We start from the raw sequence: 13,132 nt of genomic DNA on the forward strand, positions 1-13,132 counted from the left end.
GCCACCGCAGATTATTTATAAATGATAACGCGGTCGGAATCGCACTCGCGGCGCTACTCCACGCGCTCGCGGGCGGCGGCGACGAGCATCGGGAGCATCACGGTCGCGTCGCCGTAGACGGAGGCGTTGCGCGCGTCCTTCTCCAGTTTCCCCCACGAGCGCGCCTCTTCGAGGGTCGCGCCGGAGAGCCCGCCGGTCGCCTCCGGGTCCATCGTGATCTGGACGGCGTAGTCGTAGGCGCGCGGCGTGACGAGCATCGTCTGGAGCGTGAAGTTCTTCGGGACGCCGCCGCCGACGAGCAGGCAGCCCGCGTCGTCGGCGTCGAAGGCGAGGTCGGTGAGTTCGGTCATGTCGGCTAAGGCGTCGAGCGTGAAGTCCGCGGTCTGGGCGTACATCCACGCCTGAAGCCCCAGTACCGAGTCTTGGACCGCCGGGCAGTATATCGGGACGTCGCACTCGTAGGCGGCGGCCGCGACGCCCGGCCCCTCCGTGACGTCGTCGCGCTCGTTCACCTCGGCGTTCGCGCGGCCGAGTTCGCGCGTGAGGTCCGCGATGGAGACGGCGTCGGTCCCCTCCGCGTCCGGGTCGGCCTCCAGCGCCGGGAACACCTCCTCGCGGAGGTGGCCCTCGAACTCCGCGAAGTGTTCTTGCGGGAGGTAGACGTTGTAGATGCGGTCGACCCCCTCGTCGCGAAGCCCCTCGTCGTGCTCGCGGAGGCTCTTCTCCGGGTCGTGAGTGCGCCCGTGGTGGTGTTTCCCGCCGATCGCCTCGATGGCGTCGTGGGTGAGGTTCGCGCCGGTCGTCACGAGGGCGTCGACGTAGCCGTCGCGGATGAGATCGGAGACGATCCGGCGCATCCCCGCGGGGACCATCGCGCCCGCGAGCGAGAGGAACACGGTGCAGTCGTCGTTCTCGAACATCTCCGCGAGCACGTCGCCCGCCTCGTTGACCGAGGCGGCGCCGATCCCCGCGTCGCCGTAGCCGTCGACGAGTTCGCTCACGGTCATTCCGGCGGTCGCGCGGGTGTGGCCGACCGGGTCCTCACCGAACTCCTCGCGGTGGGGGTCGTGGTCGCCGTGGTCGTCCCCGGCGTCGTGGCCATCACCGGCGTCGTTGCCGTCCTCGGCGTTGTCGCCGCCCGCGGCGTCGTCTCGCGTCCGCTCGTCGCTGTCGGTCATGGCTCTCGATGGGGTCGGCGCGCGTTTGAAACGACCGATCTACCGACCGGCCGAGCCGCCGCTCACGGGCGGGAAAAGCGCCAGTTCGTCGCCCGCTTCGAGCGTCGCGTCGAGCCCCTCGTCGTGGCGGACGCTGCGCCCGTTCCGGAGGACGTTGATGTGGTCCGCGACGGTCCCGTCCTCGATGACGCGGTCCCGGAGGGCCGGGTGCGCGTCCAACAGCGCGTCGAGCGCGTCTCCGACCGTGTCGCCCGGATCCGCGTCGACGGTCACCGCGCGGTCGCCGGCGATCTCCGCGAGGTCGGCGAACAGCTTCCACTCCATAGCGGATCCCCGCGCGGGCGACTCAAGAGCGTTGCGTCCCGTCGGCGGGCGGATCGGTGCGGTCCGGATCGTCGTCGGCGGGCGGATCGGTGCGGTCCGGATCGTCGTCGGCGGCGGTGTCGGCGTCCGCGTCGGAACCGTCGTCATCGCCGGCGGTGTCGATGTGCGGGTCGGGTGCTTCGCCTCCCTCGTCCGCGGACTCGGACCCGCCGGCCGCACCGTCCTCGTCCGGCGCCGTTGCGGCCGCCTCGAACCGGCGGATAGCGTCCGGACGGCCGACGAGGTACACCAGGTCGCCGGCGCCGAACGCGTACGAGCGCGGCGGGATCGGCTGGACCGACCCCTCCGCCGGGCGGACCGCGGCGACGACGGCGCCGACCCCGTCGACTGTGCTCCCGTCGAGGTCGCTCCCGGCGGCGACGGCCGCGGAGGCCATCGTCTCGTCGGCGTTGCGCAGCAGGGAGGCGAACTCGCGGTCCGCCTGCGGCTCCGCGGGGAGCGTCACGAGCCGGTACCCGCCCTCCTCCGTCAGCCGTTCGGCGTCCGACTCGTCGAGCGCGACGGTGACGGCGTCGCCGGCGACGCCGCGAAGCTCGCCGGTCGCGACGCGTTTCGGCCCGGGGTCGTCGCGCCACAGCTGGACCGTGTCGCCGACGGTGGCGTTGTTCGGCGGGTCCGCCGCGACCGCGACCGCCGCCGACCCCGGCGCGAGCGTCGGGCCGAGCCCCGCGGCGCGAGAGCCGACGGCGAAGTACTCCACCATGCCGTCCTCGTCGAGGTCGACGTCGACGTAGCCGACGCCGTACTCGTCTTTGATCCGGGCGACGAGCCGCTCCCGGAGGTCCGTCTCTGAAAGCTTCCGCGGGAACAGCAGGGTCTTCTCCGCGATTTCGGCCTTCTTCTCCGAAGAGACGGGGTCGTACGTGTCCATGTCCGCGATGTCGTCGGCCGGGGGGAGCGTCACCGCCATGAATCGCCCGACCGCGCGCACGATCCCGCTCAGCTCGCCTTCGAGCTGCTTGGCGCCGGAGAGCGCGAACACGTCGACGGCGAGCCGGTCGCCCGCGTACCGGCCGACGGGCGCGGTTCCCGCCGCGACGCCGAGCGAGACGAGGTTGAAGAACGCGCTCTCGGGCGCCAAGAGGGCGGGGTTGTCGCCGATCGCGACCGATCCCAGCGAGGTCGTGTTGAGGTATAAGGCGACGACGGAGACGCCGATCAGCCCGGTCACTCCCTCGGGGATCTCCGTCCGGAAGTACCAGCGGTAGGCCAGCGCCGCGCTCCCCGCGACGAGCGCGGCGACGACCGCGAACGTGACGAGGGTGACCGCCGCCTGCCGCGGCCGGGCGAAGCCCACGTCGACCGCGGCGGCGACGCCGAGACCGCCCGCGACGGCGCCGGCGTCGACGACCGCCGCGACCGCGTCCGCACCGGCGAGGGCGGCGAGCGGAAGGCTCACGCGGCCACCTCTGCGAACCGGTCGAGCGCGTCGCGGCTCCCGACGACGAACAGGTCGTCGCCCGCAGACAGTGACTGCGAGCCGTCCGGCGCGATCGTCCACGACTCGTGGCGGGCCGCGAGGACGGCCACGTCGTACGCCTCGCGGATCCCGGCCTCGCCGATGGTGTGGCCGTCCAGCGGCCCGCCGGCGGCGACCGATACCTTCCGGAACCGCTTCCCGGCCCGGCGCAACAGGGCCGTGAGCTCGTACTCGCGACGGGTGCCCCGCGACAGCACCAGCACGCGACCCCGATCGGCGCCGAGCAGCACGGCCGCCTCCGAGCGGCCGACGGCGAGCGTCACCCGGCCCTCGCCGCCGGTGGTCGTGGGCGCGGTCGCGGCCGGCGGTGAGGCGACGGGGTCCGCCCCGCCGTCGGTCCGCAGGTCGTCGTCCGGGTTCGGGTCGTCACCCGCGGCGGCCTCCGGCTTCGGCGCCGCGCCGGCGCCGGACTCCGGCTTTCCGCTCGACCGGGCCGCGAGCACGGCGCCCTCGGTCCTGAGTTCGGGCGTGATCACGCGGACCACGTCCCCGCGAGCGATCCCGGTCGGGACCAGCGCCGAGACCGACACCGCGCGTTTCCCGGCCGGCACGCGCTTCGAGAGCGCGCCCGTCGGCGGCGCGGCGGAGACGGTCGCGCGCGCCTGCTCGTCGATCCGGACCGCCACGTCGGCCAGGTCGAGCTCGGTCCGGAGCCGCTCCGCGAACCGGTCCTCCAGCTCCGCGAGCGGGAGGTCGGCCGGGAACGTCCAGTCGCCGTCGCGGATCGCCGTGCGCGTCTCGGCGGGCAGCGGCGGGTACCCCTCCATGTCGTTCACCTCGCCGGTCACCTCGACGGAGACGCGCCCGCGGCCGCCGACGAGCTCGATCACGTCGGTCGAGAGCGTCCGGTCGCGGAGCTGTCTGAGCGATATCCGCTTGGGGACGCTGGCGCCGAGCCGGTCCCCCTGCGCGTGGGCGTACATCGAGAGCATCAACACCACGACGATCGCCGTGAGGATCGCCGGCGCGCGCTCCGAGGACCGGATCGTCTCGTCGTTGAGCGCGAGGAGCCCGCCGTTGACGCCGGCGATGGCGAGCGACAGCACGACCACCCCCAGCCCGGGGATCGTCACGTCGGTCACGTACTTGAACACGAAACCGAGGGTCCCGGCCACCAGCGCGGGGACGATCCCGGTGATGACGCCGAGGTAGACGCCGAAGACGATCTCGACGGGCAGCGACATACGCCCCCCAACCGGCGGCGCGGTTAAACCTGTGTCGGCGCGGCGTCGGGTGAATCGCCGGAGCCGTAGGCGTCGCCCGGCCTCGCGGGGTTTAAGTACGGTCTCGGTCAGGCGGAGGTATGGAGCTGACCCGGGACTGGGTGACCGTCCGAGCGTCGATCCTCCTGACGTTCGCGGTCGCGGTGCTGTCGATCCTCGCCGGCCTCGCGCAGATCGGCGGGCTGGGAGTCTCCGGCCCGCTCGCTCCCCACGTCCCCGACGTGGTCAAGCAGACCGTCGGGTTCACCGGGACGATCACCGGCTTCTCGATGCTCGGCAGCGGCTTCGCGCTGCGGAACGGCTACCGGGTCGGCTGGTACTCCACGGCGGTCCTGCTCCCGCTGACCGCGTTTCAGGGGCTGATGCAGGCGTCGGTGCTGTCGTTCCCGCTGGTGGCGCTGTCCGCCCTCTCGGTGCCGACGCTCGTGATCAACCGGGGGCGGTTCGACAGGTCGTACTCCCCGTCACCGACACAGCTCGCGGCCGGCGCCGCGCTGGTGACGGCGGTCTCCTACGGCACGGTCGGCACGTACGCGCTCCGCGATCAGTTCAACGGGGCCGAGACGATCGTCGACGCGTTCTACTTCACCGTCGTCACCGCGTCGACGGTCGGGTACGGGGACATCAGCCCGGCGACCGACATCGCCCAGCTGTTCGCGCTCTCCTCGCTCGTCATGAACGTCGCCGCCTTCGCGGTGGCGCTCGGGGTCCTCCTCACGCCCGCCATCGAGGCGCAGCTCTCCAAGGCGCTCGGAAAGATGACAGACAGACAGATAGACCTCCTCGACGACCACGTCCTCGTCCTCGGCTACGGGGACCTGACGGAACCGATACTCGAAGAGCTCGACGCCCGCGACAGCGTCGAGTACGCCGTGGTGACGCCCGACGAGACCGCCGCGAGGCGGCTCGCCGACCGCGACATTCCGGTGTTCACCGCGGATCCCAGCGACGTCGACCCGCTCAAACGGGTCAACCTCTCCGGCGCCCGCGCGGTCGTCGCCGCGACCGAGGACGACGCCCGCGACGCGCTCGCCATCCTCACCGCCCGCCAGCTCAACCCGGACGTGCGGATCGTCGCGGCGGTGACCCAGCGGGAGAACGTCGACAAGCTCCGGCGCGCCGGTGCGGATCAGGTCATCTCGCCGTCGACGCTCGGCGGGCACATCCTCGTCGACTGCGCGTTCGGCGCGGACAGCAGGGACGCGACGGAGGGAATCTTAGACGACGTCGACCTCGACGACTGAACGGCGCGGCGCGCGGTGAACGGCGGTCCGCAGGCTCCCCGACTCAGCGGCTTTGCCGCCCCTTCGTCTGTCGGTAGTCCCGGCTCAACACGTTCTCGCGCATGTGGTCGCGGAAGGCGTCGGCCTCGGCGTCGGTCATCTCCGCCGGCTCTCTCATCGGCACCAGCTCGAACCCCCGCCCGCGGATCGTCGTCGCGTGTTCCGCGTCGACGTCGAAGGAGTCGGGCCGGCGCGTCGTGTACTCGACCGCCAGCTCGCGGAGCGGGCGCTCCCCGACCGGGACGATGATCTGGGGGTTGATCATCCGTATCTCGGCGTTGAGGAACGGCTCGCAGGTCTCGACCTCCCGGTCCGTCGGGCCGCGGTCGGGGTGTCGACACCGCGTGAGATTGGTGAAAAACAGGTTCTGGACGTCCGGTTCCGCCGCGTCCGGCTCCGAGCGGACGAAGCCGAGGTCACCGAATATCGACTGGACGCGCTCGCCGCCGCCCGAGCCGGTGAAAGGGACGCCGTTGCGCTCGGCCGCCTCGGTCGGCGCCGTCCCGACCACGAGGAACTCGGCGCCCACGTCGCCGTAGCCGTGAACGACGCGGTCGCGGGCGCCGCACAGCCCGTCGCAGTTCTCGCAGTCGGCGTCCATCGCGAACGGGTTCTCGAACTCCGTCTGATTCGCGTCCACGGTTGACGTGGGCGCCCCGCGCCCCTAAACGCTCCGGCGCGGAGACGGGAGCAGCGGGGCAGCGGCGTCGGAGGAACGAGGCGTCACCGGGGGCGCTCAGTTCGGAACGTAACAGTCGCCGTCGCAGTCGACGAGCCCCTCGTTGCGGAGGGTCTTCAGGATGCTGTACAGGGAGAGCTTCTTCATGTCCAGCGACTCGCCCATCTCCGAGACCGTGGCGTCGCCGTTCGTGGTCAGGTACAGGTACACGAGCTTGGCACGGGGGGACTGAAGCTCCCGGGGCAGCGCCGGGGCCGCCGCGGACGCGGTTTCCGTCTCGATCATCTTGTTCGACAGATTGGGTTCGACGATAATAAACCCCCTATTCAACGTTCGTCGAAACAGTCGGAAGTGCGTCGAAAGCGTCCCAGTCGACCGATTTCGCCCGATTCTCGAACAGAACGTCGATCGACGAGGGCGAACTAGACGAATATCGACGACGGTTTTCGACCGTCGACGGATACGGAATCGTGAACGATCCGGATCGTTCGGGCGGGGCGCGGCGGTCCGCCTCGCTCCGCCGCGGGCGAGCGAGCGGCGCCGACCGGGTCAGTACGAGCGGCTCTTCGGCTCGTACGTCTTGTTCTCGCCCTCGAGGACGACCGGCTTATACCACAGCTCCGGCTCGCCGTCGTTCCACGAGATGAGCGTGTGTTTCAGCCAGTTCTCGTCTTTCCGCTCCTGATGCTCCTTCCGCCAGTGAGCGCCCCGGAACTCCTCGCGGGCGAGCGCACCCATCGTCAGCGCCTCCGCGAGGTCGAGGATGTTTCGCGTCTCGATGGTGTGGATGAGGTCGGTGTTGAACGTCCGCGACGGGTCCGACACCGCGACGTCCTTGTACGCCTCGCGGGCCTCGCGGAGGTCCGCCAGCGTCTCCTCTAACCGCCCCTCCTCGCGGAACACGTTGACGTTGGCCGTCATCGTCTCTTGGACCGCCGAGCGGATCTCCGCGTGGTTGCGGCCGTCCCGGGAGAGCAGTTCGTCGACGCGCTCCTGCGCCCGGTCGACCGCGCCCCCAACGACGCTCTCGGCGTCGGTCGCCACGGCGCCGCCGTCGGCCGCGGCCGGGTCCGAGCCGCCAGCCTCACCGACCTCGATCCCGAACTCGTAGTCGGCGGGCTGCCAGTCGCCGGACCGGCCGGTCTCGATCTCGGCCTCGCCCATCTCCTCGCCGGCCGCGTGGCGACCGGCGCGCTTGCCGAAGACGATGAGTTCGGGCAGCGCGTTGCCGCCGAGGCGGTTCGCGCCGTGGACGGACGCGCAGGCGCACTCGCCGGCCGCGTACAGCCCGTCGATGGCGGTCTCGCCGTGCTCGTTCGTCTCGATGCCGCCCATCGCGTAGTGCTGGCCGGGCTTGACCGGCATCGGCTCCGTGAGCCCGTCGGCGCCCTCGAAGTCCTCCGCGAGGTGGAGAATGTTCTCCAAGCGGTCGAGGATGCGCTCCTCCCCGAGGTGGCGCATGTCGAGGTGGACGTACTCGTCCTCGATGCCGCGGCCCTCGTTGACTTCCGTCAGCTCGGCGCGGGAGACGACGTCGCGGGAGGCGAGCTCGCCGTCGTTGTTCGCGTAGCCGTGCTCGAACATGAACCGCTCGCCGTCCTCGTTGTAGAGGATACCCCCCTCGCCGCGGACGCCCTCGGAGATGAGGACCCCGGTCGACGGCAGCGTCGTCGGGTGGAACTGGATGAACTCCATGTCCTCCATCGGGACGCCGGCGCGGTACGCCATCGCGACCCCGTCGCCGGTGTTCGCCACCGCGTTCGTGGTGTGGTCGAACACCTGTCCCATCCCGCCCGTCGCGAGGATGACGCCGTTCTCGGCGCGGAAGCCGCTGATCTCTCCGCTCTGGATGTCGTACGCGACCACGCCGTGACACGTCCGCTCGGCGGGGTCCTCCTCGTCGGTGACGGCCAGGTCCATCACGTGCCACTCGTCGTACACCGTGATTCCCCGTTTGACCACCTGCTCGTACATCGTGTGGAGCATCTGGTGGCCGGTCTCGGCGCCCGCATACGTCGTTCGCGGGAAGGATAGGCCGCCGAACGGCCGCTGGGAGACGCGGCCGTCGTCCTCGCGGGAGAACGGCATCCCCCAGTGTTCGAGGCGAATGACCTCCTCGGGGCTCTCCTGACAGAGCGCCTCGACCGCCGGCGCGTCGCCGAGGTAGTCGGACCCCTTCATCGTGTCGTACGCGTGGTCCTGCCAGGAGTCGGCGTCGCGCAGCGCCGCGTTGATCCCGCCCTCTGCCGCGCCCGTGTGCGACCGGACGGGATGGAGCTTCGACACCATCGCCACGTCCGCGCCCGCTTCCTGTGCCGCGATCGCCGCCCGGAGTCCAGCCCCGCCGGCCCCGACGACGACGACGTCGTGTTCGTACATTGTTGGTATGTAATTTCGTAGGTTCCGGAGTCCCTTGATACTGTCTGTCGGGATTACCAGAATTTCAGGTTGTTTTTGACCGCTTCCCGCTTCAGCTCCTGGATGTGCTCGGTGAGGGGGATGTCCTTCGGGCACACCTCCGTACAGGAGAACTGCGTCTGGCACCGCCAGACGCCGTGCTCCTGCTCGATGATCTCCAGCCGCTTCTGTTTGATCTCCTCGCCCTCGCGCTCGTCCATCGCGAACCGGTACGCCTTGTTGATCGCGGCCGGGCCGAGGTACTCGTTGTCGCCCGCGGCGATGTTACACGAGGACATACACGCGCCACACCAGATACAGCGCGTGGACATCTTGATCTTCTCGCGGTTCTCCCGGTCCTGTCGCTGCTCTTCGAGCTCCCCGTCCGGGTACTCGTTCGTCTGGAAGTACGGCTCGACGGCCTCCATCTGCTCGTAGAAGTGCTCCATGTCGACGACGAGGTCCTTCGTCACCTCGGCGTGGGGGAGCGGCTCGACGCGGACCGGCTGTTCGAGGTCCGAAATCTGGGTCTTACACGCCAGCTTCTGACCGCCGTTGACGAACATCGCGTCGGAGCCGCACACCGCCTGCCGGCAGGAGTGGCGGAACGTGAGCGAGGAGTCGTACGTGTCGCGCGCGTACATTAGCGCGTCGAGGACAGTCATCCCCTTCGTGAACGGGACGTGGAACGTGTCGAACCGCGGCTCCTGTTTCCCCTCGACCTGCGGGTCGTAGCGGAACACCTTCAGCTCGACCGTGCTGTCGTCGGCGGCCGCCTTCTCGGCCTCCTCCTCCTGCCGCTGCTCGCGACGTTCCGCCGCGCGGCGGCGCTTCTCGGCGCGGCGCTCGTCGCCCTTCGAGGCCGGCTCCGTCTCGGCGTCGGTCTCGGTCGATTCCTCGGTCTGCTTCGGAATTTGCGTGCTCATTGTCGGTTCAGTAGAGTCCGATGCCCGCCCACGCGTTCGCGGTGCGGATTCCCTGCGCGATCAGCACGACGCTCGCGGCGACGAGCGTCCACTTGATAACGGTGCGTTTCGTGCCGGTGAGCCCCTGGTTCAACAGGGCGTTGTAGACGCCGTTGACCCCGTGGAACGTCGCGGTCACGAGGAAGAGGATCATCAGCGAGTAGTAGCTCAGCGACTCCATGCGGCCGGCGCTCATCGCGAACGTCACCTCGTCGGCGTGGTGGACGAAGTGAAGCAGGAAGAAGTGGAACGCCAACACGACCAAGAGGAAGACCGCCGTGACCCGCTGGAGGAACCACATGCGGCCGCCCGACTGGAACGAGGAGTAGCGCTCTGCCATCTCAGAACGCCCCCGCGATGAACGTCGGCACGGACGCGACGGTGATCGCTCCGGTCAGGATCAGCGACGCGTAGAAGCTCTTGTCCTGTGCGTCCAGCCCGACGCCGAGGTCGACGAGGAGGAGCCGGGTCCCGTTGAGCATGTGGAAGACGGCGACGGCCAGCAGGCCGACCTCGAGGATGCGCACGAGCAGCAGTCCCTCCAGAGAGACGATGGTCTGCGTGTACACGTCGTTCCCCGCGGCGATCGCCGCTTCGCTCGCGCCGGCCGCCGGTATCCCCGTGCTCAACACGGCGATGTGCGTGAACAGGTACCCGATGAGCACCCATCCCGTGAACTTGTGGAAGATCCACGCCCACATCCCCGCCTCGAACTCCCGCCAGCGGCCGAAGTCCTCGATGAGGCCTCGATTGTACGACTGACTCATACCTAACGGTTCTGAACCCCGTTCGTATAGTAGTTTCTAACACGGAGTTGCTCGCTCCCGCGTCCCGAAACTCGGCCGCGTCTCGCGGGCGGGGCGAGCACCTCCGATCAGATCCGTGCGAGGCCGTTCCACGCCCCGGGTCGTCGCGGAAGCCTTTTATGTGCCAGTCCCGCTTGTCCGGTCGCAATGGCGAAAGGCGAAGTCGATTTCTTCAACGACACTGGCGGCTACGGATTCATCGAGACTGACGACGCGGACGAGGACGTGTTCTTCCACATGGAGGACGTCGGCGGCCCGGACCTCGAAGAGGGTCAGGAAGTCGAGTTCGACATCGAGGAGGCGGACAAGGGTCCGCGCGCCACGAACGTCACCCGTCTGTAAGTCGACGACGACACCGAGGCGAATCGGCTTTTCGAACGCTTTCACTCCCCGAGCGGCCGCGCCGGACGGCGTTCCGTCCCCGGCCGACGGGACCGCGCGGGCGGCGAGCGGTTTCGCCGGCGGCGGTCCCGACCGATAGGGATTTACCGTTCGTTGACTGACCAGTCAGTCAATGAGCGACTCGCCGAGCGCGGCGGAAGAGATCATGGACGGGGTGTACAGCGCCCTCCGCGCTCACGGCTACGCCGACCTGACGATGCAGGACATCGCGGACGAGTGTTCGAAGAGCAAGTCGCTGCTCCACTACCACTACGACACGAAGGAGGACCTGCTCGTCGCCTTCTTGGAGTACATCGTCTCCGACTCCGAGGAGCGGATCGCGGCCCGCGCGGACGACCCGCCCGTCGAACGGCTGGTCCAGTTCATCGGCTGGTTCGTCTTCGCCCCCGACGAGACCGACCGCGAGGCGTTCCACATCGCCCTGCTGGAGCTGCGGACGCAGGGACCGTTCAACGAGCGGATCCGCGAGCAGCTGGCGCGCAGCGACCGCCTGCTCCGGGGCACCGTCGCGGACATCCTCGCGGACGGCATCGACGCCGGCGTCTTCCGCGACGTCGACGTCAAGGAGACGGCGGCGATGATCGTGGCGACCCTCGACGGCGCGCGGACCCGACAGATCACCCTCGCCGGCTCCGTGCGCGACGACGAGGCCGACGGCTACACGCGCACCGTGGCGGAGGCGACGCTCCGGCGGATCGTCGAACCGCTGCTCGTCGACGGGGTCGAACTGCCGCCGCTCGACGCGGCGATCGAGGCGCTCCGGCGGGGGCCTGACGACGACGAGGCCGCCGAGGCGAGCGACGGCTCGGAGACCCACGGGAGTGCCGACGGCTCGGCGGCCGACGCGCCCGCGGACGACTCCGAATGAGCCGCCTCGGGTTCGAGCGGCCGCCGCCGGTGCTGCTCGCGGTGATCGCGAGCACTTTCTTCGTCGGCTTCGGCGGCGGCGTCGTCTTTCCCATCCTCCCGAACCTCGGCGCAGTCCTCGGCATCTCGGCGTTCATGGTCGGCGTGATCCTCTCCGCGAACCGGTGGGTGCGACTCGTCGCGAACGCGCCCGCCGGCGCGCTCGTCGACCGGTACGGGACGCGTACGCCGTTCGTCGTCGGCCTGTTCGTCGAAGGGGTCGCCACGCTCGGCTACGTCGTCGCGCTCGCGATGCCGCCCGCCGAGTCGCTCCGCCCGCTCGCGGCGTCGCTGCCGACGCTCGCGGCCGGCCCGCTGGTCGTCGGCGCGGAGGAATGGTTCGCCCCCATCGGGGTCGCCGTCGCGCCCGAGACGTGGTTCCTGCTCGCGCGGGTCCTCTGGGGGCTCGGCTCCGCAGCGGTGTTCGCGACCGCCTACACCATCGCCGCCGACCTCTCGGACGGCGGGTCGCGCGGGACGAACATGGGGATCGTCCGCGGCGGGATCACGATGGGGTTCCCGGCCGGCCTCGTGCTCGGTGGGGTCGTCTCCGCGGTGGCGGGCAACGTCGCCGCGTTCGTCGTCGCGGCCGCGTTCGCGCTCACGGCCAGCGTCGTCGCCCACCGCTACGTCCCGGAGACGCACGTCACGGGCGACCGCTCCGGGGACTCGATCAGGCCGTGGGAGGTCGACACCGCGGTCCCGGCCCTGACGGTCGGCTTGGTCAACTTCGGGCTGATGTTCGCGTACGTCGGCGCGCTGTTCTCCACGCTCGTCTTATTCCTCGGCGCGAACGACATCTCGCTGTTCGGCCTCGCCCCACAGGGGACCTCCGGGCTGTTCATGGCCGGCACGGTCCTCTCGGCGGCGTTCTTCATGCTCGTCGGGGGACGGGTCTCCGACGCCCGCGACTCCCGGACGCCGATCTTGCTCACGTTCCTCGTCGTCTCGTTCGTCGGCTTCCTGCTGCTCGCTCGGGCCGGGTCGGTCCTCTCTTTGGGCCTCGCCTGCGTCTTCATCGGCGCCGGACAGGGCGGGACGAGCGGCCCGATGATGGCGCTGCTCGCGGACCTCACCCCCGACGAGCGGATGGGCCGCGCCTCCGGGACGAACAACGTCTTAGGCGACGTGGGCGGCGGTCTCGGGCCGATGGTGTCGCTCCCGCTGATCGAGGCGGTCGGGTTCGCTCCCATCTACGCCGCCTGCGCCGTCCTCCCGCTCGCCGCGGGCGCCGTGCTCCTCGTCGGCGTCCGCCGGGAGACCGGGACCTTCCTCCCCGGACACGCGACGGGCGAGACGGGGCCGAGCGAGCGGTCGACCGCCGCGGATTCGTAGTCAGGCGGCCTTCGACCCGTGGACACGATTTATAGGTAGATAGGCTGTGGCGCGTGCCTCCGAACGCCCGCAGGGCGTGAGGAGCACGCGCGAG

The 13,132-nt window shown here is 70.1% G+C and carries 14 protein-coding genes; 4 read left to right on the forward strand and 10 right to left on the reverse strand.

Annotated features, from left to right (window positions below; genetic code table 11):
* Nucleotides 1-53: 53 nt before the first annotated feature.
* From KI388_RS10510 to KI388_RS10525, 4 genes are all read right to left on the reverse strand, one after another.
* A complete protein-coding gene (locus KI388_RS10510; RefSeq protein ID WP_215086584.1) occupies nt 54-1,178 on the reverse strand; it encodes a deoxyhypusine synthase in 1,125 nt (374 codons plus the stop codon).
* Between the two features lie 39 nt (nt 1,179-1,217).
* Nucleotides 1,218-1,502, reverse strand: coding sequence for a ubiquitin-like small modifier protein 1 (locus tag KI388_RS10515; RefSeq protein WP_215086585.1), 285 nt, complete (start codon nt 1,500-1,502; stop codon nt 1,218-1,220).
* 22 nt (nt 1,503-1,524) lie between these two features.
* Complete coding sequence (locus KI388_RS10520; protein WP_215088783.1) at nt 1,525-2,859, reverse strand: TrkA C-terminal domain-containing protein; 1,335 nt, start codon at nt 2,857-2,859, stop codon at nt 1,525-1,527.
* Nucleotides 2,860-2,957: 98 nt separating this feature from the next.
* Nucleotides 2,958-4,226: a TrkA C-terminal domain-containing protein gene (locus KI388_RS10525; protein WP_215086586.1), complete on the reverse strand. Its 1,269-nt coding sequence runs from the start codon at nt 4,224-4,226 to the stop codon at nt 2,958-2,960.
* A gap of 119 nt (nt 4,227-4,345) precedes the next feature.
* Here KI388_RS10525 and KI388_RS10530 point away from each other — a divergent pair, with 119 nt between their 5' ends.
* Nucleotides 4,346-5,509, forward strand: a complete 1,164-nt coding sequence (locus KI388_RS10530; RefSeq protein WP_215086587.1) for an NAD-binding protein — start codon at nt 4,346-4,348, stop codon at nt 5,507-5,509.
* A 43-nt stretch (nt 5,510-5,552) separates the two neighbouring features.
* On the opposite strand, the gene KI388_RS10535 is transcribed toward KI388_RS10530, so the two are convergent.
* From KI388_RS10535 to sdhC, 6 genes are all read right to left on the reverse strand, one after another.
* Nucleotides 5,553-6,188: a uracil-DNA glycosylase family protein gene (locus tag KI388_RS10535; RefSeq protein WP_215086588.1), complete on the reverse strand. Its 636-nt coding sequence runs from the start codon at nt 6,186-6,188 to the stop codon at nt 5,553-5,555.
* Nucleotides 6,189-6,284: 96 nt separating this feature from the next.
* Nucleotides 6,285-6,512 carry a TrmB family transcriptional regulator gene (locus KI388_RS10540; RefSeq protein ID WP_215086589.1) on the reverse strand — a complete coding sequence of 76 codons (228 nt, stop codon included), beginning with the start codon at nt 6,510-6,512 and terminating at the stop codon, nt 6,285-6,287.
* A 264-nt stretch (nt 6,513-6,776) separates the two neighbouring features.
* The gene (locus KI388_RS10545; protein WP_215086590.1) at nt 6,777-8,606 is read right to left on the reverse strand and encodes an FAD-binding protein; all 1,830 of its coding nucleotides are present in this window, start codon (nt 8,604-8,606) and stop codon (nt 6,777-6,779) included.
* Nucleotides 8,607-8,659: 53 nt separating this feature from the next.
* Entirely contained in the window at nt 8,660-9,550 is an 891-nt protein-coding gene (locus tag KI388_RS10550; protein WP_215086591.1) for a succinate dehydrogenase/fumarate reductase iron-sulfur subunit, read from the reverse strand.
* Between the two features lie 7 nt (nt 9,551-9,557).
* Nucleotides 9,558-9,929 (reverse strand): succinate dehydrogenase hydrophobic membrane anchor subunit, encoded by a 372-nt coding sequence (locus KI388_RS10555; protein WP_215086592.1) that lies wholly within the window; start codon nt 9,927-9,929, stop codon nt 9,558-9,560.
* Between the two features lies 1 nt (nt 9,930).
* Entirely contained in the window at nt 9,931-10,356 is a 426-nt protein-coding gene (gene sdhC, locus KI388_RS10560) for a succinate dehydrogenase, cytochrome b556 subunit (RefSeq protein WP_215086593.1), read from the reverse strand.
* A gap of 186 nt (nt 10,357-10,542) precedes the next feature.
* Here sdhC and KI388_RS10565 point away from each other — a divergent pair, with 186 nt between their 5' ends.
* The 3 genes from KI388_RS10565 to KI388_RS10575 all read left to right on the forward strand — a co-directional run bounded on the left by KI388_RS10565 (nt 10,543) and on the right by KI388_RS10575 (nt 13,038).
* Nucleotides 10,543-10,737: a cold-shock protein gene (locus KI388_RS10565; protein WP_004046659.1), complete on the forward strand. Its 195-nt coding sequence runs from the start codon at nt 10,543-10,545 to the stop codon at nt 10,735-10,737.
* A 172-nt stretch (nt 10,738-10,909) separates the two neighbouring features.
* Nucleotides 10,910-11,665: a TetR/AcrR family transcriptional regulator gene (locus KI388_RS10570; protein WP_215086594.1), complete on the forward strand. Its 756-nt coding sequence runs from the start codon at nt 10,910-10,912 to the stop codon at nt 11,663-11,665.
* The gene (locus KI388_RS10575) at nt 11,662-13,038 is read left to right on the forward strand and encodes an MFS transporter (protein ID WP_215086595.1); all 1,377 of its coding nucleotides are present in this window, start codon (nt 11,662-11,664) and stop codon (nt 13,036-13,038) included. Before KI388_RS10570 ends, KI388_RS10575 begins: the two co-directional genes overlap by 4 nt.
* Nucleotides 13,039-13,132 lie beyond the last annotated feature (94 nt).

Origin of the sequence: Halorubrum sp. 2020YC2, assembly GCF_018623055.1 — an archaeon.
In the GTDB taxonomy this organism is placed as follows: domain Archaea; phylum Halobacteriota; class Halobacteria; order Halobacteriales; family Haloferacaceae; genus Halorubrum.

Excerpts from the sequence above, each read along its gene's own strand:
- KI388_RS10555 (WP_215086592.1), bottom strand. The coding sequence starts at position 9,929 with ATGGCAGAGCGCTACTCCTCGTTCCAGTCGGGCGGCCGCATGTGGTTC.
- KI388_RS10515 (WP_215086585.1), bottom strand. The coding sequence starts at position 1,502 with ATGGAGTGGAAGCTGTTCGCCGACCTCGCGGAGATCGCCGGCGACCGC.
- KI388_RS10545 (WP_215086590.1), bottom strand. The coding sequence starts at position 8,606 with ATGTACGAACACGACGTCGTCGTCGTCGGGGCCGGCGGGGCTGGACTC.
- KI388_RS10530 (WP_215086587.1), top strand. The coding sequence starts at position 4,346 with ATGGAGCTGACCCGGGACTGGGTGACCGTCCGAGCGTCGATCCTCCTG.
- KI388_RS10550 (WP_215086591.1), bottom strand. The coding sequence starts at position 9,550 with ATGAGCACGCAAATTCCGAAGCAGACCGAGGAATCGACCGAGACCGAC.
- KI388_RS10540 (WP_215086589.1), bottom strand. The coding sequence starts at position 6,512 with ATGATCGAGACGGAAACCGCGTCCGCGGCGGCCCCGGCGCTGCCCCGG.
- KI388_RS10525 (WP_215086586.1), bottom strand. The coding sequence starts at position 4,226 with ATGTCGCTGCCCGTCGAGATCGTCTTCGGCGTCTACCTCGGCGTCATC.
- KI388_RS10570 (WP_215086594.1), top strand. The coding sequence starts at position 10,910 with ATGAGCGACTCGCCGAGCGCGGCGGAAGAGATCATGGACGGGGTGTAC.
- sdhC (WP_215086593.1), bottom strand. The coding sequence starts at position 10,356 with ATGAGTCAGTCGTACAATCGAGGCCTCATCGAGGACTTCGGCCGCTGG.
- KI388_RS10565 (WP_004046659.1), top strand. The coding sequence starts at position 10,543 with ATGGCGAAAGGCGAAGTCGATTTCTTCAACGACACTGGCGGCTACGGA.
- KI388_RS10575 (WP_215086595.1), top strand. The coding sequence starts at position 11,662 with ATGAGCCGCCTCGGGTTCGAGCGGCCGCCGCCGGTGCTGCTCGCGGTG.
- KI388_RS10510 (WP_215086584.1), bottom strand. The coding sequence starts at position 1,178 with ATGACCGACAGCGACGAGCGGACGCGAGACGACGCCGCGGGCGGCGAC.